This window comes from Wolbachia endosymbiont of Diaphorina citri (assembly GCF_013096535.2).
GTDB lineage: Bacteria > Pseudomonadota > Alphaproteobacteria > Rickettsiales > Anaplasmataceae > Wolbachia.
In genome coordinates this window covers 473,553-494,236 of the sequence record NZ_CP051265.2, presented here as the reverse complement: position 1 = coordinate 494,236, position 20,684 = coordinate 473,553, and the positions used below count along the sequence as shown (strand labels likewise).

Genomic DNA, 20,684 nt, shown 5'->3' with positions numbered 1-20,684 from the left:
TTAATTATACTTTAACTTTAACTCATCAACCACATATTGTGGCACTTGTTCATAACAAGAAAAATGCATACTATACTGAGCTCTTCCCTGAGACATAGAACGCAAAACATTTATATAACCAAACATATTTGCAAGAGGAACCGAAGCAGTAATTATTTTGCTATTATTACCTAAATCCAGCATATCAACAACACTGCCTCTTCTACTATTTATATCACCCATAACATCACCCATATATTCTTCAGGAGTAATGATTTCCACTTTCATTATAGGCTCTAGCATTTTTGGACCAGCTTTATTTGCCATTTCCTTAAAAGCACCTTTAGCAGCAAGTTCAAAAGCCAAAGAACTAGAATCAACATCATGAAAAGCACCATCAAGAAGAGTAGCCTTAAAATCAATCAATGGAAAGCCAGAAATTATACCACCTTCTTTTATCAACTCTAAGCCATTTTGCACTCCAGGTATATACTCTTTTGGAATAGCACCGCCTACAATTTTACTTTCAAACTGAAAGCCAAAACCAGGCTCAAGAGGTTCGAATTTTATTTTAACTTTAGCAAACTGACCAGCACCACCTGATTGTTTTTTATGAGTATAATCAATTTCAACAGATTTAGTGATAGTTTCACGATATGCAACTTGAGGCGCACCAACGTTAGCTTCAACATTAAACTCGCGCTTCATTCTATCAATAATAATCTCAAGATGCAGCTCACCCATACCTTTCAATATAGTCTGACCACTCTCCGCATTTACTGACATCCTTAAAGAAGGATCTTCTGCAACCAATCTATTCAAAGCAACACCTAATTTTTCCTGATCTGAGGTGGTTTTCGGTTCTATAGCAGTTTCAATAACAGGATCAGGAAATTCCATACGCTCTAATAGTATAGGAAAATCAGATGAACATAAAGTATCACCAGTAATTGTTTTCTTTAATCCAACTAAGGCAACTATATCACCAACTTTAGCTTCGTTTATATCTTCTCTGTTATTTGCATGCATAAGCAACATTCTACCAATTCCTTCAGTCTCATTCTTTCCAGCATTTAACACAGCAGATTTAGATTTTAACTTACCGGAATAAATACGAATAAACGTCAAGCTACCTACAAATTTATCCGTCATCACTTTAAACGCAAGAGCAACGAATTTCTCTTTTTCTGAAGGTTTGATCTCAATTTTCTTTTCTGAATCTTTAGGATCAGTTCCAACAATTACATCAACATCAATAGGAGAAGGTAAAAAGTCAACCACACCATCTAAAAGTGGTTGTACGCCTTTATTTTTAAAAGCTGATCCACATAATACAGGAACAAATTTTCCTTTGATGGCTCCATTTCTCACGCATTTTTTCAGCAAATCTACTGGCAGATCATTAGACTCAAAGTAAGTATTCATCGCTTCATCATCCATCTCAGCTGCAGCATCTAATAAAAGATTTCGATACTCTTGAGCCTTATCAAGCAAATCAGAAGGAATATCTTCATAAGAAAATTTAGCGCCTAATGTTTCTTCTTGCCATATAATAGCTTTCATAGAAATAAGATCGATTATGCCTTTAAAATCTTTCTCACTTCCTATTGGCAACTGAATAACTAAAGGTGATGCGCCAAGCTTCGTTTTTATCATATCGACACATCGATAAAAATTTGCCCCGATTCTATCCATTTTATTAACAAAGCAGATACGAGGAACGGTATATTTATCAGCTTGACGCCAAACTGTCTCAGACTGAGGCTCAACTCCAGCAACTCCATCAAATACAGCAACTGCACCATCCAAAACCCTCAAAGATCTCTCAACTTCAATAGTGAAATCAACATGACCAGGAGTATCTATTATATTAATTCTATGATCATTCCAAAAACATGTTGTTGCAGCAGAGGTAATTGTAATGCCACGCTCCTTCTCTTGCTCCATCCAATCCATAGAAGCTGCACCATCGTGCACTTCACCAATCCTATTTTGTTTACCAGTATAAAATAAAATACGCTCTGTTGTGGTGGTCTTGCCAGCATCTATATGAGCCATTATTCCTATATTTCTATACCTAGATATTAAAACTTCCATACCACAATCAACCAGCTAATATTAAAAACGAAGATGAGAAAATGCCTTATTAGCTTCAGCCATTTTATACTTCTCTTCACACATCTTAAATGCACCACCACATTTATTATAAGCATCTAATATTTCAGACTGCAAACAATGAACGGTAGTTCTGCCGCTCTTTTTTCGAGCAGCAGAAGTTGCTCTAGCAATCCACCTTAATGCCAAAGAAATTGCTCTATCTTGACGAATTTCAACAGGGACTTGATAAGTTGCACCACCAATACGCCGAGAGCGTACTTCTATAGAAGGGGTAACATTTTCTACTGCTGTTTCAAAAATTGACAAGGCATCTTTGCCTATTTTCTTTTCAGCTAAGGACAAAGCACTATAAGCAATCTTTTCTGCAATAGATTTTTTACCACATTTCATAATTATATTAATAAAACGCATAAGCAAGACACTACCATAGCGAGAGTCAGGGCTTGTTCTTTTTTTTGCTTTATTACGACGTGCCATAAATTTTAACCAGATTTCTTTACACCATATTTTGAACGAGCTTTCTTTCGATTTTGCACACCACGTAGATCAAGAGCACCTCTTATTATGTGATAACGTACACCCGGCAAATCCTTAACTCGCCCACCACGTATTAAAACAACGGAATGCTCTTGTAAATTATGACCTTCGCCAGGTATATAAGCCGTCACTTCACCGTATCCACTAATCTTTACTCTAGCTACCTTACGTAGTGCTGAATTAGGTTTTCTAGGAGTTGTAGTATATACCTTAGTGCAAACACCCCTTCTTTGAGGATTGCATTTTCCCAAAGCTGGCACCTTCTTCTTACGAATTAACCCTGATCTACCTTTACATATTAATTGATTTATCGTAGGCATATACTGTAAACTTAAAACTCTAAAAATAACTAAGTCTCAGTTATAAAATAATAAACCTCAATAGTCAATATAAAAATAAACATTACTACTCTAATAATCTCAGCCTAATTGCTTTGAAAGCTACTGATAATTATATGCTAAAGCGCATATTGGTTTTAATATTAAGAAATTATCACTTGCTGTAGTCGAATTAATATAGATATGGAACAAGTAATATACTGTGATGGCTATCAAAGAATATGCAGAAAATAATCCTTATAATAGAGCCAAGAGTTTCTAACATTAATGCAAAAATACCAACCGAACTAACCGAATTACCAGTAAAGCCGGATGATTTTTACAATCCTACTCTTGACACTTAGATTTAATGCAGCTACCCTAAGTTCAAAATTCTATACTCAATTTTGCTGTTCTTGCATACAAGGAACGCGTTTTTAGAATAATGAAAACAATCAGCGCTTTAATTAAAGAAGGGTCAAAGCTACTATCATCACATAGAATTGAATCACCACATTTGGATTGTGAAATCATCATGCAGTACGTACTTGGAGTAGAAAGATCATTCACAATCATGAATCACATCAATCAGGTACCAAGAAACAAAGAACTTCTATTCTGGAAATTAACAAAAAAAAGAGCAGAAAGATATCCAATATCGCAAATAATAGGTAATCGTGAATTCTGGAGTAAAAATTTTATAGTTAACCAACATGTTCTAGATCCAAGACCAGATAGTGAGACAGTAATTTCAACAGTGTTAAAATATTACCAAAATAAGAAGCAAAAAATAAAAATTGCAGATTTTGGCACAGGCACAGGCTGTTTGTTGATCTCCGTACTTAGTGAGTATGAATATGCTATTGGAGTTGGTTTTGAAAAAAGCCTGGAAGCATACAAAATTACCTACCAGAACACAAAGAAACATAATCTTCTCAACAGAGCTAAAATATTTCCAAATTCGTGGATAGAATGCAGAGATTTATTTGATCTCATAATAAGCAATCCTCCATATATTAAAAGAAGTAAGTTAAAAGATCTGCAAGCTGAAGTGCAAAAAGAGCCAAGAATTGCTCTTGATGGCGGTATCGATGGATTGAGCTGTTACCTGAGTATTTTTCCAATATTGAAAAAGTGCCTTAAAAAAGATGGGTTTGCGATATTGGAAATAGGCGAAGATCAAAGCAATATTGACAAAATAATACCCTTATATGGACTGGCTTTTCAGGAATACGTATACGACTTGGCTGGAATGAAAAGATGCATTGTTGTAAAGCAAGATAAAGAACATGACTAGTAGAACGCTAGCTTTCTAAGAACCTGTTCATAATCTCAAGAAAGGCATAAAGTAAGAAATAGAGTGTATAAATTAGGATATATGAGGAGTGTATACCCAAGTGACATAAGTCGAGAGAAGTTTGAGGTTATTTCACCAGATCTGGAGTCTTGTGGAAAAAACAAAACCAAGAAAACTTGATTTGTATGATATATTTTGCGAAGTGTTGTACGCCCTAAAAAGTGGTTATCAGTGGAGGATGCTACCAAAAGAGTTTCCAAAATGGCGCAATTGTTATGATTATTTCAAAAATGGAGTGAAAAAGTAAAAGGAAATAAAAAAAAAGTATTTTGGAGTGCGTGTTAAAAAAATAGTTAGTGTGGTCCGACAAAACAATGTTTGGAAAGAAAAAATCAGCTTTTGCATAATTGACACTCAGAGTGTAAAGAACGCAGACACTGATGAAGAAAAAGGCTATGACGCTGGTAAAAAAATCTTAGGAATAAAACGCCATATCGCACGAGATATAGATGTTTGCTATTTATTCTTAAGCTTGGGAGTGTTAAATAGCATTTTACTTTTTTTAGTATGTAGAGATTTTCTAGGAATTATTCTATTGAATTCTATGATATTATTTTTTGTAACATTGTTATACATATCATAAGAGTGAACTGACGAAATTTGTAAAGGAGTTTTATGGCTTAGCTACATGGTACTAACACTCAAGTAAATTTTCATCAATGACGCAATTTGCTATGTCTATATCTCACATAGCTTACAACTTGCTTTACTCCTTTTACTTTTCTTGCAATTGCTATTACAGCTTTTAATTCCGCCTTATTTTGAGCTATACCCATCAAATAAACGACTCTATCAACTGTATTAACGCTATAATTAATTGATTTAATATTTCTTTTTCCCAGAAGCCTCGTGCTTATCTCTGCTGTTATCATACCATCTACAGTAACATCTAGCATAGAAGCCATTTTAATTGGTGTGACTCTTATTTCATTTATCACTTCTTTAATCTCTTTTTGCTGCCAAGCTATTTTCTCTGCTGTGAGTTGCTTTTCATGATTATCAACATTTCCAATGAGTAATACTCTTCCTTCACTCACTTTAACTTTTATAGATGAGAACAGTCCGTGTTTTAAGAGTCCCTTATTGATTCTTATTACTATAGTTGTATCATCAATAATGTTTCCCAAGGATTTATCTTGCATTGTTATTGCTGTAGCCGCTGCAGTTGCTGTTACTACTATACCACTCACAAGAGTCGTACAGCCACTCTGTGTAATCAGAAAAATTGCGAGTAAGAAGCTTGCTATTAATCTCATTATTAATTTCCAGAGTTTAGAGCTTTAATCAAAGAATATTAATAAGCTTTTTTTATTGTGTAAATACTATAAATTGAATAAGCCTTGAATATTTCTAAGACAGTACTTATCTCAATAATGTTAGTTAAAGTAATTCAGGCTTAGATTCATAGTGGAGTTAACCAGTATTATAAGTTCAGTCTGTGGTACTAAAATCTAATCTTTAAATTGCATAAGATGAAAGAAGTGGTTATCTATAAGTTAATGAAGGGTTATTGCGGATATGGCGAAATTGGTAGACGTGCCAGGTTTAGGTCCTGGTGAGCTTGCTCGTGGGGGTTCAAGTCCCTCTATCCGCACTTAAAGTCATGTAACTCAGGTTTTAAGAGAAAATTTATAATCACTAAGTACACTTTTGTTTGTATAAGAACCTGTTCTTAAGGATTGTATTTAACTTAAATTCTGGTAAAATGGCTTTATTAAAACATAAATAAAATATTGATAACAGGTTGTAATGTCTAGTAATATAACTCAAAATGCAGTCGAAGCAGATACATTAAGTAATATATATACCTATAAGGAACTTAGTGTAGATAAACTAAAGTATGAGTATGAAATCACAGTTAGTAGTGATTATATAGAACAAAAGATAAACTCTAGATTACAAGAAATAGCGAAGGATGCAAAATTGCCTGGATTTAGATCAGGAAAGATGCCTTACGATCTTGTTGTTACAAATTATAAAAACGAAGCTTTGGAATATGTGATAAACGATACGATTGACTATTGCTCAAGTGATTTAATGAAAAAAATCGAAGTTAAGTCTCATATCCATCCTAAGGTTGATATTATGTCATTACCAAACCTGGATAAAAAGGATGAAAAAGGTGACTTTCTGTACAAATTATCTTTTGAATCGATGCCAAAAGTACCAGTAATAGATCTTGATAAAATAAATTTGAAGAAAGTTAAGGCAAAAATCAAAGAGGGAGACATAAAAGAATTTATTGATTCTATAAAAACAAAATTTCCTAATTTTGTCTCTGTTGATGATGCTTCTTATCAAGCAAAAAACGAAGATAAACTGATAATTGACTTTGAAGGGCGAATTAGAAATAAGCTCTTTCAAGGTGGAAGTGGCAAAAATTTTACTGTTAATTTAGGATCTGGAACATTTATAAATGGTTTTGAAGATCAATTAATTGGCATGAAAAAAGGGGAAACAAAAAGCTTTAAGTTGAGATTTCCTGAAGATTACCAGGTAATTTCCCTTGCGGGGCAGGAGGCTACTTTTTCTGTTCGAATTAATGATATTCAGATTGCTGAAGACTTGCAAAGTGATGATGAAATAGCCAGGAGAATTGGTTTTGAAGATCATTCTTCGCTAATAAATCATATAAAAGAAGTAATTGATAATCAGTGTAAAGAAATGGGAGATCTCTTAATTAAGAAAGAGCTATTTGATTGTTTGGATGCTAGTTATAGTTTTGATTTGCCTATACAAGTAGTAAAACAGGAACAGCAGAGAGTTGAAAGAGAGTTGAATGCTAAAGGTGATTCTTGTAAAGAAGCTGAAAGACGTGTAAAGCTTGCAATGCTATTTATGGAGTTCAGTAAAGAACATGAAATATCATTAACTCAAAATGATATTATGAACGTTATTGTAAATCAATATGTCAGTAAAGATGTATCGTTTGACAGAGTATTTAAACATTTTAAATCAGATGGACAATTTCAGGAATTAGTTAGAGGGCAAGCGCTTGAGTATAAAGTGACAGATTATATGATAGAAAAAGTTAGTAAAGAAGAACAGATTGTTTCTGTGAAAGAATTAAAGGAATTATTTGATAATATTTGATAGGAAAAGGTATGACTCTTATACCAATTGTAGTTGAACAAACTAGTCGCGGTGAGCGGGCTTATGACATATATTCAAGGCTAGTAAAAGAAAGAATAATTTTCGTAACTGGCCCTATTGAAGACAACATGGCCAGCGTAATAGTAGCACAGCTTTTATTTTTAGAATCGGAAAATCACGATAAAGACATTTGTATGTATATTAACTCACCAGGTGGTGTTGTAACTGCTGGTTTGTCGATCTACGATACAATGCAGTATATAAATCCAGACGTTTCAACTTTGTGTATAGGTCAAGCTGCATCTATGGGTTCTTTGTTGCTTACAGCTGGTGCGGAGGGTAAACGTTACTCGCTACCTCATTCAAGAATTATGATACATCAGCCATCTGGTGGTTATCAAGGTCAAGCAACTGACATAGAGATACATGCTAATGAAATTTTGCGAGTTAAGAAAAAACTAAATCAAATTTATGAAAAACATACTGGAAATTCACTAAAGAAAATTGAGGGAATGATGGAAAGAGATAAATTCATGGATCCTGAAGAAGCAATGAAAATTGGCTTAATTGACAGAGTAATAGCTGAGCGTAAAGATATGAAGATTGAAAATATTAAAGTTAAACAAAAGGTAGTTTAATGGATAACAATAATGATTTACACTACTGTTCTTTTTGTAACAAGGCACAAAACGAAGTAGATAAATTGATTACTAACTCTTCAGATGGTTTAAAGGTGTTCATTTGTAATGAATGCATAGAGTTATCCCATAAAGCAATAAGTCAAAAGAAAGAGAGAGCTTTTAATTCAGATCATATATCTGATATGAAGCGATTACTAAAGAAACCTGAAGATATAAAAAATTTTCTTAGTAAGCATGTTGTAGGTCAGGAACATGCGCAACACGTTTTATCTGTGGCTATGTATAACCATTGTCAATCCATGGTGCAACTTCATTCTATAAGTGATATTGAAATTGAGAAGTCAAATATAATGCTTATTGGCCCTACTGGTTCTGGTAAGACTTTGCTAGCAAAAACACTTGCTAAAGTTTCAGATGTGCCATTTGCTATGGCCGATGCGACAACTTTGACTGAGGCAGGTTATGTAGGTGATGATGTAGAAAGCGTGTTGTCACGTCTATTACAAGCTGCAAATTATGATGTTGCAAAGGCACAGCATGGTATAGTGTTTATCGATGAAATAGACAAGATCACAAGAAAGTCTGAAAGCGCTTCAATAACCCGTGATGTTTCAGGTGAAGGGGTCCAACAAGCTCTACTAAAAATCATGGAAGGTACGGTTGCTTATGTTCCTCCACAAGGAGGGCGAAAACACCCGCAACAAGAGTTTATACAAGTAGACACTAGTAACATACTATTTATTTGTGGAGGAGCTTTTGAAGGCCTAAATAAAATTATTGAGGCAAGAAAAAAGGGAACATCAGTTGGCTTTGGAGCAGATATAAGTCAGTCTAAAGCACAAAAGAAAAAAAATGCTTTACGCGATGCTCAACCTGAGGACTTAATCAAATTCGGTTTGATACCCGAATTTGTAGGACGGGTTCCAATAACTGCTGTTCTAGATGAGCTGGATCACGAGGATTTAATACATGTGTTGACAGAGCCAAGAAATGCGCTAGTAAAACAATATAAAGCATTGCTTGCATTTAGTAAAGTAAACCTTGAGTTTTCAGATGAAGCAATATCAGCTATTGCTAAAAAAGCTATAAGCTATAAAACAGGTGCAAGGATGTTACGTGCTATCTTAGAGTCACTTTTACTTGATGTTATGTATATATCCGGCAACGGAGGTTTTGAAGGTAGCACTATAACGGTTACTAAGAAAATGGTAGAATTAGGCAAAGCGACGATTAATCATAATAATAAGGGTAGTGTTATAACGGTTAATGATTAATTTGAGGCATATATTATGAGTATTGGACGTGCTGTAAACTTTAATTCTACTGTATTACCAGTATTACCTCTAAGAGATGTAGTAATTTTTCCAAATATAATGTTGCCTTTATTCGTAGGTAGAGAAAAATCTGTTCATGCACTAGAGTATGCAATAAGTAGCAGTAGTCACCAAAACGAGATTTTTCTCATAGCACAAAAAGATGGTTCTATTGATAATCCAGAGCCAGAGAATCTTTATGAAGTAGGCGTGTTAGCAAACATTATACAACCATTAATAAAACTGCCTGACAATGCAGTAAAAGTCATGATTCATGGGGTAAGAAGGGGAAGAGTTATAGAATATATTAGCTCTCACACTTTGTTACAGGCCAGAGTAGCGTTAGATGGTCATTATGAGTATGGAGAAAATGAAGATAATATTGATTTAGAAGCTTTAAGGCGTTCTGTTATAGATGCATTCGACAATTGGTGTAAACTAAGCAAGAAAAGTCGACCCGAGATTATTATTGACCCCATTGATCAAGTTAAAGAGGTTAATCAAATTGTAGATATGATAGCTTCGCACTTAAATATAAAGGTATCAGATAAGCAAAACATACTTGAAGTTTATAACCCAAAAGAGCGTTTAAAAAAAGTTTTTGCTCTTATTGAGAGAGAAATAAGTATTTTGAGTGCACAAAACCGCTTGTATAAGACAATTAAATCACAGGTTGAAAGTACTCAAAAAGTTTACTACCTTAATGAGCAATTAAAAGCTATACAGAAAGAATTAGGTGAGTTTGAAAATGGAGATGAAGGGAATATACTCAATGAATTTGAAAAAAAGATAAATGAAACAAAGCTTTCTGAGGAAGCAAAAGAGAAAGCCATAACTGACTTAAAGAGATATAAGAAAATGAATCCCATTTCTCCTGAAGCAACAGTTATATCTAGTTACTTGCATTGGTTGCTTGATTTGCCATGGGGAAAGTACAAAGATGCAAAAATTAACTTAAATGCGGCTAAAAAAATCTTAGATGAAAATCATTATGGCATAGAGAAAGTAAAAGATAGAATAATAGAATTTTTAGCAGTATTAAAGAGAGTAAAAGAGATAAAGGGTCCTATACTTTGCTTAGTTGGACCACCTGGTGTTGGTAAAACTTCTTTAGCTAAGTCTATGGCAAAAGCAGTAGGAAGAGATTTTGTTCGCATATCTCTTGGTGGTATACGTGATGAGTCTGAAATACGAGGACACAGGAAAACTTATATTGGCTCAATGCCTGGTAAAATCATTCAACACATGAAAAAAGCTAATTCATGCAACCCGCTTTTCCTGCTTGATGAAATAGATAAGATGGGTTCTGATTCGCGTGGTGATCCTGCATCTGCATTACTTGAGGTTTTGGATACTGAGCACAATAAACATTTTACAGATCATTACTTGGAAGTTGAGTTTGATCTTTCAAGTGTAATGTTTGTAGCCACAGCAAATAGCTTAAATTTACCGCATCCTTTGCGTGATAGGATGGAAATTATACAATTATCTGGGTATACCGAAGACGAGAAGATCAGTATTGCTACACATCACCTTATTCCAAAATTAAAAAAAGAGCATGGTTTGCATCAGAAGGAGTGGGAAATAACCAATGAAGCATTATACGAGTTGATACGTTTATATACACGTGAAAGCGGCGTGCGAAGCATGGAAAGGGAACTTGCAAAACTCATGAGAAAGGCAGTTAAAGCAATATTAACTGATAAAAATAAGAAAATATCCGTAGAGACTGGTAATTTACAAGATTATCTAGGGGTACGTAAGTATACCTTTGGCATTGCAGAAAATGAGAGTTTGGTAGGGATAGTAACTGGTCTTGCCTATACTGAAACAGGTGGTGATATTTTAATGATAGAGTCAGTCCTAATTCCGGGCAAGGGGGAAATAAAATACACAGGAAAGCTTGGAGAGGTTATGCAAGAGTCTATAAAAGCTGCGTATAGTTATGTGCGATCAAATTGTTTATTTTTCGGTATAAAACCCGAAAAATTTCAAAATAATGATATACATTTGCATGTACCTGAGGGTGCTGTGCCAAAAGATGGTCCCTCTGCTGGCAGTGCAGTATGTACATCTATTGTTTCTCTTATGACAAATATACCAGTTAACAAAAGTGTTGCTATGACAGGTGAAGTAACATTGCGTGGTAGAGTGTTGGCTATTGGGGGTTTGAGAGAAAAATTGCTTGCTGCGCTAAGAGGATCAATCAAAACTGTGATTATACCAAGTGAAAATGAGAAAGATATGCAAGAGATTCCTGCAAATATAAAAGAAGAAATCAATGTAATTTTTGCTGAGAATATTGATGAAGTTATAAAAGTTGCTTTGATGCACCCTATTACTTCAATTGATGATAATAACGAAATTAGTGTGTCTACCTCCATAGAAAATAAGGATAATACCTTCCCTTCATCAGAAACATTAAAGCACTAAATTGAAAAGGTTTATGCAATTTTCGTTTCTTTTTTTTAACCTCAAAGCTCTGATTTGAATATATAAATTACAAGTAACATATATGGCAATTTCATAAGTTCATTTTTCAAGCATATATTGCAATATCTCACTAGCAATTGCAACATCTTGGCGTGGAGTTTTACCATGTTCTATAAACACTGAGATTGCATAGCGCGGATCATGGTAGGGGCCATAAGCGATAAACAATTTATGACTTTCACCTTTAGAGTTTATCTCTGGTGTTCCGGTTTTGCCAGCAATTTGTATACTGCCTAGTCCTTTTCTATAGTTAGAATTCACCACGTCAAACATAGCTTTTCGAACCACACTAAGATGCTCATGATTCACATCAATATCAAGAAAGTCTTGCCCTGATTTACTCATCTCAATGTGGGGAATTACCTCCTTTCCTGTTGCAACCCTCGCTGCAAGAACTGCAAGCTGTAATGGCGTTGTAAGTAAATACCCTTGTCCTATAACTAAGTTAATGGTATCACCTAAATACCACTCTGAATATAGCTTGCGTGCACGCCAATCCACATCAGGCAACAATCCCGGAGCTTCTTCCTTAAACATTCCAATTAATGGTCCACTTCCTATACCAAATTTGCTAGCCATTTCTAGTAGAGAATCTACATTTATTTTTTTTCCTATATTATAAAAGTAAGTGTTGCATGAGAAGGCCATTGCCTCGTTTAAAGATACATATCCATGGACTTTGCTTTTTAGGCAACGAAATTTTCGTTCACCTATTTTCATATAGCCCCTACACGAGAACTTTTCTTCTGGTGTTATTATTCCATCTTTTAAACCCGCAAGCGCATCTATTATTTTAAATATTGAACCAGGTGGAATTTGATATGATAATGCACGGTTTACAAGCGGTAATGAAGGATTGTTTAAATTTTTCCAAGTTTCATTTGATAATCTGCTAGTGAAAAGATTATTATCGTAAGAAGGTGAATTATATAATGCTAAAATTTCTCCGTTATTTACATCAATTACCACTGTGGAACCTTGGTGATCTTTAAATATCTCTGCAATTTTCTTCTGTAAATCAACATCAATTGTCAGCTGTATATCTTGTCCATCTTGCTGCGGTATGCTAGATAACTCTCTCATGATACGCTTCTTAGAATTTATTTCCTGCTCAGATTTTCCGGTCTTGCCTTTTAATACATGATCATATGTATATTCAATTCCACTAACCCCTGCTTCATTTATGTCTTGCTGTTTTTTTGTATATCCGATTATATGAGAACATATCGAACCAAACGGGTAATAACGTTTATAAAGAGCAGTTATTTTTGTATCTGATGATTTTGTTGTATCAGGTTTAATTTCTGATAACATCTGCAAATCAACTTCCCTAGTAAAGGTTTTTTGCCCATCAAATAAAACAATATACGAAATTTTGTTTACTGCGAGTTCAACGCTATTCCTATCCAAAATCCTGCCTCGTTTAGGCACAATAGTAACAACTTTTATCCTATTATTATTGGATAGCACTTCATATTTTTGTCTATCTCGTACTTGTAAAGTATACAACCTACAACTAAAAATAGCAGAAATAGTAAGCTGAATACCACCTAATATGAATGACCTACGGTTGAAGACCTTGTTTTTTGTCCACATAGAATTCCTTTAGAACGCACTCATCCTCCTTTTATTGGCACATTTCTAGCTTTCACTACATCACAAACCCTTTCTTCCCACTCACTTAAGGTAACAAGTTTGTAACCCGATTTTTTTAGTATTTCAATAATCTGAGGTAAAGCTTCAACTGTATTTGATTTGTTATCGTGATCATGGAACAATATAATCGCTCCATTATGTACATTGCTTAAAACTCTTTCAACCAAAATCTCTGATTTATCACCTTGCCAATCCAGAGAATCGACTGTCCATAATATGGAATACATATTTAATCGATTAGTATTTTCGATCAAATTATCGTTATGACATCCATATGGTGGGCGAAACCATTTTACATTCTGTTCTGTTGCATTTTTAATTGCCACATTTGTCTTTTCCAGTTCTTGCAATTGCTCCTCACTTGAAAGTGATGTCAACTTCCTATGCGACCAAGAATGATTACCTAATTCATGACCTGCTTTATGGATTTTGTTTACTATTTCAGATGTTTTTTTATTTATACGCTCACCAAGCACAAAAAATGTCGCTTTTGTTTTATTGCTCTCCAGGATATTAATAATATCTCCTGATCTATTATAAGATGGACCATCATCAAACGTAAGTGCAACAAACTTATCTTTGTTATTCAATAATTTCTTTATATTACTTAAATTTCTATATGATAGATCCAAATCACAACTGAGCCCACGATACGGTAAGTTAAAGTTACAATCACTACAGAAAACTGCACTTGAATATAGCAAAAGAAAAGCGATTATTCTTATAAACATATATAATCAGCAAAGTGATAGAGTACTACACTTTTTTGCTAAATTAAACCACTTTTAACAGCTACTGTTTACTTCGTTACTTTGTCAATATATTATATTAATAACTTTATATAATATAGTATGATTGCAAATATAAATACCGTTGCTCTTCAGGGAACCAGCACAGTAAATGTTAATGCACAAATTCACATGGCAAATGGTATTCCAGCTTTTAATATTGTTGGACTGCCGGATAAAACTGTTGCAGAATCCAGAGAGCGTATCAGAGCAGCGTTAAATTCAATCAATCTTCTGTTACCTCCAAAAAGGATTACGGTTAATCTTTCCCCTGCAGATTTGCTTAAAGAAGGTAGTCATTATGACTTAGCTATTGCTGTTGGATTACTTGTTGTAATGAATGTGATACCAGTTGAAAAAGTTCAGTCTTATATAATTATGGGCGAGCTTGCACTAGACAGCAGAGTCATACCAATCTCAGGAGTACTTCCAACAGTAATCAATGCAAAACAGGCACATAAAGGAGTAATTTGCCCAAGGGGAAATGGAGTAGAAGCTTCATGGGTAAAGAATGTTTCTATTCTAGCTATAGAGAAATTAACTGATATTATCAGACATTTTAAGGGTGAGCAGTTAATTCAGCCGGTAACTTTTAACTATAGCGCTGCACCCAAAGAAAAAAATTCAGTTCCAGATATAAAGGATATTAAAGGTCAAGTTGTTGCAAAAAGAGCAGCTGAAATTGCAGCAGCAGGTGGACACAATATGCTTCTTGTTGGACCTCCTGGTACTGGAAAATCAATGCTTGCTAAGCGATTTATAGGGCTATTACCTGATTTGACTGAGCAGGAGATGATTGATGTTAATATTATCTCTAGCATAACAAAAGCCGGTAACGAAACATTTAAAGTAACTCGTCCCTTTCGTGAACCTCATCACTCATGCTCGATGTCAGCGATGATAGGAGGAGGGAAAAATGCAAAGCCTGGGGAAATCACCATGGCTCACAATGGTGTGTTATTTCTTGATGAGCTACCTGAATTTCCAAGGCTTGTGCTTGATTCTCTACGTCAACCACTTGAAGATAGAAAAGTAACTATTGCACGTGCAAATGCGCACATTACCTATCCAGCTAACTTTCAACTTATAGCTGCAATGAATCCTTGCAGGTGCGGTTATTTAGGTGATGCAAGTAGATCATGTAGCAAAGCTCCAAAGTGTGGCACAGATTATAGAAATAAAATATCAGGGCCTTTGCTTGATAGAATAGATATATGCATTGAAATGCCAAACGTCAGTATACTCTCTCCTGAAATTTCTTCAGAGGGAGAAAGCACTAAAAATATTAGAAAAAGAGTAATAGCAGCGAGAAAAATTCAAGCTGAGCGTTATAGTAGATTGAATATTCGTTGTAATGCAGAAGTAAGTGGTGAAGTATTAACTGAGCCAGATGAGGAAGGGTTAGAATTACTAAAATATGTGCTAAAAGAAAACTATATTTCCAATCGGGGTTATGTGCGCATATTAAGAGTTGCAAGAACGATTGCAGATCTTGCAAAAAGTGAAAGAGTCAAGAGAGCACACATCGCTGAAGCGCTAAATTACAGAATAAGAATGTATAAATAAATTCATTTACTTGACGGGCAGCTTTTTTTATCATATATTATCTTTAGTGAAATTTTAATATTTTTGGAGTAGAGTTATGGCTAAAATTGAAATAATAAAAAATAAATATAAAAATGAAGGACTTTGGTCAGCAGTTAAAGAAGTTCCTGTGCAAGGTTGGGATCTTGTAAAAGAAAATCCGTATAAAACAGCTGCTACTTTTGCAGCAATTGCACTAGTAACTTCACTTACAGCTGCTTATTTCTTAAGTCCAGCTTATGCAACTTTTGTTGGTACAGTTGGAACAAAAGCTGCAACACTTGTTAGTCCTGCTATTACTGCAATGTCTGCGCTTGCAATTGCTCATCCGCTAGTTGCTAGTTTGATAATTGTTGCTGTAGCAGCAGCTTTAATAACTGCATCTACGTATGCATATAAAAACAGTGGTAAGGCAGGTCAAATTGAGGAAGTAGTAAAAATACTGAATGAAAATAGCACTGCAGAACCAAATACTAAGCTAGATAATATTAAGCAAATACTTGGGTTACAACCTGCACAAAGTGTTTAATTAATTTTTAACAAAAGTCAAGAAGGGGTAGGCTTCTATCCCTTTTTTATAATTTTTTTTGCATCTTAAGTAGTGTTATTTGAAAGTCTATAATCATTACATCTACTGATTAATAATGTTAAAAATAAGTAAATCTTGTTCACTGTTTATGCCTATAGAAATGAAAAATGTTTGCATATTGTTAAAAAAGCAGTAACTTGTTATCAAGTGAATTCACTAATATTTGAGTAATTTAAATGTCAATCGACCTTAGTTTACCAGAATTACCCATATTGCACCCAAGGATTACCGTTGTGGGAGTGGGTGGTGCTGGTGGAAATGCTGTGAACAACATGATTCAATCCAATTTACAAGGAGTAAATTTTGTTGTAGCAAATACCGATGCTCAAGCGTTAGAGAAGTCATTATGTGATAAAAAAATTCAACTTGGTATCAACTTAACTAAGGGTCTTGGTGCTGGTGCTTTGCCTGATGTTGGTAAAGGTGCAGCAGAAGAATCAATTGATGAAATTATGGAGCATATAAAAGATAGCCATATGCTCTTTATCACAGCAGGGATGGGTGGTGGTACTGGAACAGGTGCTGCACCGGTAATTGCAAAAGCAGCCAGAGAAGCAAGAGCGGTAGTTAAAGATAAAGGAGCAAAAGAAAAAAAGATACTGACTGTTGGAGTTGTAACTAAGCCGTTCGGTTTTGAAGGTGTGCGACGTATGCGCATTGCAGAGCTTGGACTTGAAGAGTTGCAAAAATACGTAGATACACTTATTGTCATTCCCAATCAAAATTTATTTAGAATTGCTAACGAGAAAACTACATTTGCTGACGCATTTCAACTCGCCGATAATGTTCTGCATATTGGTATAAGAGGAGTAACTGATTTGATGATCATGCCAGGACTGATTAATCTTGATTTTGCTGATATAGAAACAGTAATGAGTGAGATGGGTAAAGCAATGATTGGTACTGGAGAGGCAGAAGGAGAAGATAGGGCAATTAGCGCTGCAGAGGCTGCGATATCTAATCCATTACTTGATAATGTATCAATGAAAGGTGCACAAGGAATATTGATTAATATTACTGGTGGTGGAGATATGACTCTATTTGAAGTTGATGCTGCAGCTAATAGAGTGCGTGAAGAAGTGGATGAAAATGCAAATATAATATTTGGTGCTACTTTTGATCAGGCGATGGAGGGAAGAGTTAGAGTTTCTGTTCTTGCAACTGGCATTGATAGCTGTAACGACAATTCATCTGTTAATCAAAACAAGATCCCAGCAGAGGAAAAAAATTTTAAATGGCCTTATAATCAAATTCCAATATCAGAAACAAAAGAATATGCTTCAACTGAGCAAACAAATGAAAGAGTTAAGTGGGGCAGCAATGTTTATGATATACCAGCTTATCTAAGAAGAAAAAAATAATGCAATTTTGGCTACTAAAGTCAGAGCCAAGTGAATACTCGTGGCAAAAAATGGGAAAGGAGCAGGTGACACAGTGGAATGGTGTATGCAATTATCAAGCTCAAAATTACATGAGAGCTATGAAATTAGGCGATCTTGCATTTTTTTATCATACAGGTAAAGAGAGAGTTATACTTGGAATAGTTGAAGTATTAAAGGAGTATTATCATGTTTATAATTCCAAATTTGGATTAGTGAATGTAAAACTTTTGAAACCTTTAAGTAACCAGGTGACGTTAAACAGTATAAAACAAAACCCACTTTTGAAAAATATGGTTATATTAAAACAGTCACGTTTATCAGTTTCTCCGGTTTTAGAGACTGAGTGGAATGAAATAATAAGGATGAGCGAATGTTAGAAGTGAGCATTCTTGATAAGAGGTGGCATAGTATTACGAAAGACCCACAGAGTTTTGTATTAAATATTATTAATGCTTCTCTAAAAGAATTAAAAATAGATCATTATAAACCAAATATATCAATAGCTCTCGCTGATGATAACTTGCTACATCAACTTAATCTTAAGTTTAGAGAAATAGATAAGCCAACTAATGTACTATCATTTCCATGCGAACAGTTATCTAGTGAATGTGATCTAGGAGACATAGCAATTGCAGTAGATACAATAGAAAGAGAGTCTCATGAGTACTGTATATCTATCCTCACTCACACTGCACACATGTTAGTTCATGGATTGCTGCATTTACTTGGCTATGATCATCAAAAAGAAGATGAAGAAATTATAATGAAAAGTTTAGAGAGCAAGATTTTAGCTTTGCTTGAATTTGAAAAGGAAAAGTATGGTAGATAATACCAAAATATGTTATTTACAAAAAAGGGGTTTTAGCTGTAAAAGGTAAGCAATATGGTTCAGTTTTCTTTACCAAAAAATTCTAAAGTTAATAAAAAGGGCAAGGTTTATCCTACTCCGACTGGAGCAAAAAATATTAGAAGATTTCAAATTTATCGTTGGTCTGCTGATGATGATAAAAATCCAAGAATAGACACATTTTTTATCGATATGGATAATTGTGGCCCTATGGTACTTGATGCATTAATAAAAATAAAGGATGAAATAGATTCAACCTTAACTTTTAGACGCTCTTGCAGAGAAGGAATATGCGGATCTTGTGCAATGAATATTGATGGTACCAACACTCTCGCATGCACTAAATCTATACATGATATAAAAGGTGAAGTAAAAATATATCCACTACCTCATATGTATATAGTAAAGGATCTAGTTCCAGATCTAAGCCAATTTTATGAGCAATACAAATCGATTAAACCTTGGTTACAAACAGATAAATCTGCCTTACAAAATAAAGAATACTTTCAATCTCCTGAAGATAGAAAAAAATTGGATGGTCTGTCTGATTGTATACTATGTGCTTGCTGTTCGACTGGTTGCCCAAGCTATTGGTGGAATGGTGATAAATTTTTAGGGCCAGCGATATTACTGCAAGCTTATAGATGGATTGCTGACAGTCGTGATAATAAGAAAGAAGAAAGACTTGCTTCTTTAAACGACCCATTTAAGTTGTATCGTTGTCATACAATAATGAATTGTACAAAAACCTGCCCGAAAGGTCTTAACCCAGCAAAAGCGATAGCGAAAGTAAAACAGCTTATGGTAGAGAGAGGAGGAATTTGAGTGTTATTTCTGGCACTCTTCGTAAGAAAATAGTAGACCCTCTGAAGCATAGGGTATTGTTAATACTCTAAACGTTCTTCCGTTCATGAAATGTATTGTTTCACCATATGATTCCAGTAATCTTTTGAACAACTCATGTCTTTGATTATTAATAGTTTGAAAATCATTTTTTCCTAAAAGCTTTTTAGATTCAAATAGGTGAAGCATAATTTCGTGATAAGTTGGATAAGACTCCAAAAATTTTGGATCAAACTGAAAAGTTTTTATAAAAGCGTTATTATAAAATTTTAGCTTTTGATCCTTACTATATATCGCTACAGCAATCGATAGCTTCTCAAGCAAACTTTCTTGTGCAGCTAAACAATTGCTTAGCTCAGTATGTAATTTTTTTTCATCACTAATATCTTTTCCATACATTACTATGCTATTAGAATTTTGCATTGGAACTTCAACAAAATTAAAAACCTTAGGTTCGTTCTTGTAAGTTATTACACACTCTCCTGGTTTTACGTTATAGGGGCCACTCGCAACAGTAAATTTTTTAGAGCTGCCTATATATTTATCATAAAATAAGTTATAAAACCTTACTTTTTTATTCTTATTGTGCTTCAGTATTGGAAATGGTAAAGAGTCAAAAATTTTTTTATAGTTCTCCATTTCTCGCATAAGCTTACTATTTTCTAACTCAAGTTCGTTAGCTTTTATCTTATAATCTGAGATATTCCTTATCCATAACAACACACCAATCACGTTATTAGAATAATCTATTATGCTTCTACCATAACATGTGCAATAAACCTCACTGTCTTTTGACTTTAAATCTAGAGTAAAAGATTTATTTATTTCCTTTGCCTCAGCAAAACTTTTAATTAAGCTTTCTGATTGCTCAAAAAAATTTACAAACTCATTAAATGAATAAAAAACAGTATTAAGCAAAATTAGTAAATTGGGAGAAAATTTTTCTATACGTTTTTTTGCGTCCCAAATATAAAATCCATCATTCACAGTATCTATTAAATTATTTATGATAACATTTTGATGTTGTAAGTCCTTAATCTTATTACTAATTTTTAATTTAGAATATGAGAAAAAGAAGAATACTAGAATTAGTAGTAAAACTATTTCATACAAAAAAAACATAGCATTCCAAAACAAATATAAAAAT

General features: G+C 34.2%; 19 protein-coding genes, 1 tRNA gene and 2 pseudogenes. 15 read left to right on the top strand and 7 right to left on the bottom strand.

Annotation, left to right across the window (positions count from 1 at the left end):
* From fusA to rpsL, 3 genes are read right to left on the bottom strand one after another with little or no spacing between them, the layout of a single operon-like run.
* A complete protein-coding gene (gene fusA / locus HGO49_RS02200; RefSeq protein ID WP_026092642.1) occupies positions 1-2,076 on the bottom strand; it encodes an elongation factor G in 2,076 nt (691 codons plus the stop codon).
* Between the two features lie 21 nt (positions 2,077-2,097).
* Positions 2,098-2,574, bottom strand: coding sequence for a 30S ribosomal protein S7 (rpsG, locus tag HGO49_RS02195; RefSeq protein WP_017532118.1), 477 nt, complete (start codon positions 2,572-2,574; stop codon positions 2,098-2,100).
* A 5-nt stretch (positions 2,575-2,579) separates the two neighbouring features.
* Positions 2,580-2,954: a 30S ribosomal protein S12 gene (gene rpsL, locus HGO49_RS02190; protein ID WP_017532119.1), complete on the bottom strand. Its 375-nt coding sequence runs from the start codon at positions 2,952-2,954 to the stop codon at positions 2,580-2,582.
* A 239-nt stretch (positions 2,955-3,193) separates the two neighbouring features.
* Here rpsL and HGO49_RS07460 point away from each other — a divergent pair, with 239 nt between their 5' ends.
* The 4 genes and pseudogenes from HGO49_RS07460 to HGO49_RS07540 form a co-directional block, all read left to right on the top strand.
* Complete coding sequence (locus HGO49_RS07460) at positions 3,194-3,316, top strand: hypothetical protein (protein ID WP_255419715.1); 123 nt, start codon at positions 3,194-3,196, stop codon at positions 3,314-3,316.
* Between the two features lie 80 nt (positions 3,317-3,396).
* A complete protein-coding gene (prmC, locus tag HGO49_RS02185; protein ID WP_017532120.1) occupies positions 3,397-4,248 on the top strand; it encodes a peptide chain release factor N(5)-glutamine methyltransferase in 852 nt (283 codons plus the stop codon).
* An 81-nt stretch (positions 4,249-4,329) separates the two neighbouring features.
* Positions 4,330-4,555 (top strand): annotated as a pseudogene (locus HGO49_RS02180) (transposase); the annotation flags it as partial.
* 96 nt (positions 4,556-4,651) lie between these two features.
* Positions 4,652-4,753, top strand: a pseudogene (locus tag HGO49_RS07540) (IS5/IS1182 family transposase); the annotation flags it as partial.
* Positions 4,754-4,964: 211 nt separating this feature from the next.
* Here HGO49_RS07540 and HGO49_RS02170 read toward each other — a convergent pair.
* Entirely contained in the window at positions 4,965-5,564 is a 600-nt protein-coding gene (locus HGO49_RS02170; protein ID WP_010406846.1) for a BON domain-containing protein, read from the bottom strand.
* 256 nt (positions 5,565-5,820) lie between these two features.
* Between HGO49_RS02170 and HGO49_RS02165 the strand changes: the two genes are divergently transcribed.
* From HGO49_RS02165 to lon, 5 genes are all read left to right on the top strand, one after another.
* Positions 5,821-5,902, top strand: a tRNA-Leu gene (locus HGO49_RS02165).
* A 155-nt stretch (positions 5,903-6,057) separates the two neighbouring features.
* Complete coding sequence (gene tig, locus HGO49_RS02160; RefSeq protein ID WP_017532123.1) at positions 6,058-7,401, top strand: trigger factor; 1,344 nt, start codon at positions 6,058-6,060, stop codon at positions 7,399-7,401.
* A gap of 11 nt (positions 7,402-7,412) precedes the next feature.
* On the top strand, positions 7,413-8,039 hold the full coding sequence (clpP, locus tag HGO49_RS02155) for an ATP-dependent Clp endopeptidase proteolytic subunit ClpP (RefSeq protein WP_026092643.1): 627 nt from the start codon (positions 7,413-7,415) through the stop codon (positions 8,037-8,039).
* Positions 8,039-9,316, top strand: coding sequence for an ATP-dependent Clp protease ATP-binding subunit ClpX (gene clpX / locus HGO49_RS02150; protein WP_017532125.1), 1,278 nt, complete (start codon positions 8,039-8,041; stop codon positions 9,314-9,316). The genes clpP and clpX overlap by 1 nt, the downstream gene beginning before the upstream one ends.
* A 15-nt stretch (positions 9,317-9,331) precedes the next feature.
* Entirely contained in the window at positions 9,332-11,788 is a 2,457-nt protein-coding gene (gene lon, locus HGO49_RS02145; RefSeq protein WP_007302001.1) for an endopeptidase La, read from the top strand.
* Positions 11,789-11,887: 99 nt separating this feature from the next.
* On the opposite strand, the gene HGO49_RS02140 is transcribed toward lon, so the two are convergent.
* Together HGO49_RS02140 and HGO49_RS02135 are read right to left on the bottom strand one after the other, a co-directional pair.
* Positions 11,888-13,444 (bottom strand): penicillin-binding transpeptidase domain-containing protein, encoded by a 1,557-nt coding sequence (locus HGO49_RS02140; protein ID WP_007302002.1) that lies wholly within the window; start codon positions 13,442-13,444, stop codon positions 11,888-11,890.
* A 20-nt stretch (positions 13,445-13,464) separates the two neighbouring features.
* On the bottom strand, positions 13,465-14,235 hold the full coding sequence (locus HGO49_RS02135) for a polysaccharide deacetylase family protein (protein WP_007302003.1): 771 nt from the start codon (positions 14,233-14,235) through the stop codon (positions 13,465-13,467).
* 120 nt (positions 14,236-14,355) lie between these two features.
* Between HGO49_RS02135 and HGO49_RS02130 the strand changes: the two genes are divergently transcribed.
* The 6 genes from HGO49_RS02130 to HGO49_RS02105 all read left to right on the top strand — a co-directional run bounded on the left by HGO49_RS02130 (position 14,356) and on the right by HGO49_RS02105 (position 19,519).
* Positions 14,356-15,858, top strand: coding sequence for a YifB family Mg chelatase-like AAA ATPase (locus HGO49_RS02130; protein WP_017532126.1), 1,503 nt, complete (start codon positions 14,356-14,358; stop codon positions 15,856-15,858).
* A 76-nt stretch (positions 15,859-15,934) separates the two neighbouring features.
* Positions 15,935-16,405, top strand: coding sequence for a hypothetical protein (locus tag HGO49_RS02125; protein WP_017532127.1), 471 nt, complete (start codon positions 15,935-15,937; stop codon positions 16,403-16,405).
* Positions 16,406-16,641: 236 nt separating this feature from the next.
* On the top strand, positions 16,642-17,826 hold the full coding sequence (gene ftsZ, locus HGO49_RS02120) for a cell division protein FtsZ (RefSeq protein ID WP_017532128.1): 1,185 nt from the start codon (positions 16,642-16,644) through the stop codon (positions 17,824-17,826).
* A complete protein-coding gene (locus tag HGO49_RS02115; protein ID WP_006014745.1) occupies positions 17,826-18,224 on the top strand; it encodes an EVE domain-containing protein in 399 nt (132 codons plus the stop codon). Before ftsZ ends, HGO49_RS02115 begins: the two co-directional genes overlap by 1 nt.
* Complete coding sequence (gene ybeY, locus HGO49_RS02110) at positions 18,218-18,676, top strand: rRNA maturation RNase YbeY (RefSeq protein WP_007302008.1); 459 nt, start codon at positions 18,218-18,220, stop codon at positions 18,674-18,676. Before HGO49_RS02115 ends, ybeY begins: the two co-directional genes overlap by 7 nt.
* 54 nt (positions 18,677-18,730) lie before the next feature.
* A complete protein-coding gene (locus HGO49_RS02105) occupies positions 18,731-19,519 on the top strand; it encodes a succinate dehydrogenase iron-sulfur subunit (protein ID WP_006014752.1) in 789 nt (262 codons plus the stop codon).
* A 3-nt stretch (positions 19,520-19,522) separates the two neighbouring features.
* Here the strand turns inward: HGO49_RS02105 and HGO49_RS02100 are convergent, their stop codons facing one another.
* Positions 19,523-20,659 (bottom strand): hypothetical protein, encoded by a 1,137-nt coding sequence (locus tag HGO49_RS02100; RefSeq protein ID WP_017532129.1) that lies wholly within the window; start codon positions 20,657-20,659, stop codon positions 19,523-19,525.
* Between the last annotated feature and the right edge of the window lie 25 nt (positions 20,660-20,684).

What these genes read in the sequence shown, in the direction of transcription:
- ftsZ (WP_017532128.1), top strand. Translation starts at nt 16,642, where the DNA reads ATGTCAATCGACCTTAGTTTACCAGAATTACCCATATTGCACCCAAGG.
- HGO49_RS02170 (WP_010406846.1), bottom strand. Translation starts at nt 5,564, where the DNA reads ATGAGATTAATAGCAAGCTTCTTACTCGCAATTTTTCTGATTACACAG.
- rpsG (WP_017532118.1), bottom strand. Translation starts at nt 2,574, where the DNA reads ATGGCACGTCGTAATAAAGCAAAAAAAAGAACAAGCCCTGACTCTCGC.
- tig (WP_017532123.1), top strand. Translation starts at nt 6,058, where the DNA reads ATGTCTAGTAATATAACTCAAAATGCAGTCGAAGCAGATACATTAAGT.
- HGO49_RS02115 (WP_006014745.1), top strand. Translation starts at nt 17,826, where the DNA reads ATGCAATTTTGGCTACTAAAGTCAGAGCCAAGTGAATACTCGTGGCAA.
- HGO49_RS02125 (WP_017532127.1), top strand. Translation starts at nt 15,935, where the DNA reads ATGGCTAAAATTGAAATAATAAAAAATAAATATAAAAATGAAGGACTT.
- HGO49_RS02105 (WP_006014752.1), top strand. Translation starts at nt 18,731, where the DNA reads ATGGTTCAGTTTTCTTTACCAAAAAATTCTAAAGTTAATAAAAAGGGC.
- clpX (WP_017532125.1), top strand. Translation starts at nt 8,039, where the DNA reads ATGGATAACAATAATGATTTACACTACTGTTCTTTTTGTAACAAGGCA.
- lon (WP_007302001.1), top strand. Translation starts at nt 9,332, where the DNA reads ATGAGTATTGGACGTGCTGTAAACTTTAATTCTACTGTATTACCAGTA.
- HGO49_RS02130 (WP_017532126.1), top strand. Translation starts at nt 14,356, where the DNA reads ATGATTGCAAATATAAATACCGTTGCTCTTCAGGGAACCAGCACAGTA.
- fusA (WP_026092642.1), bottom strand. Translation starts at nt 2,076, where the DNA reads ATGGAAGTTTTAATATCTAGGTATAGAAATATAGGAATAATGGCTCAT.
- HGO49_RS02140 (WP_007302002.1), bottom strand. Translation starts at nt 13,444, where the DNA reads ATGTGGACAAAAAACAAGGTCTTCAACCGTAGGTCATTCATATTAGGT.
- HGO49_RS02135 (WP_007302003.1), bottom strand. Translation starts at nt 14,235, where the DNA reads ATGTTTATAAGAATAATCGCTTTTCTTTTGCTATATTCAAGTGCAGTT.
- ybeY (WP_007302008.1), top strand. Translation starts at nt 18,218, where the DNA reads ATGTTAGAAGTGAGCATTCTTGATAAGAGGTGGCATAGTATTACGAAA.
- HGO49_RS02100 (WP_017532129.1), bottom strand. Translation starts at nt 20,659, where the DNA reads ATGTTTTTTTTGTATGAAATAGTTTTACTACTAATTCTAGTATTCTTC.
- prmC (WP_017532120.1), top strand. Translation starts at nt 3,397, where the DNA reads ATGAAAACAATCAGCGCTTTAATTAAAGAAGGGTCAAAGCTACTATCA.
- HGO49_RS07460 (WP_255419715.1), top strand. Translation starts at nt 3,194, where the DNA reads ATGCAGAAAATAATCCTTATAATAGAGCCAAGAGTTTCTAACATTAAT.
- clpP (WP_026092643.1), top strand. Translation starts at nt 7,413, where the DNA reads ATGACTCTTATACCAATTGTAGTTGAACAAACTAGTCGCGGTGAGCGG.
- rpsL (WP_017532119.1), bottom strand. Translation starts at nt 2,954, where the DNA reads ATGCCTACGATAAATCAATTAATATGTAAAGGTAGATCAGGGTTAATT.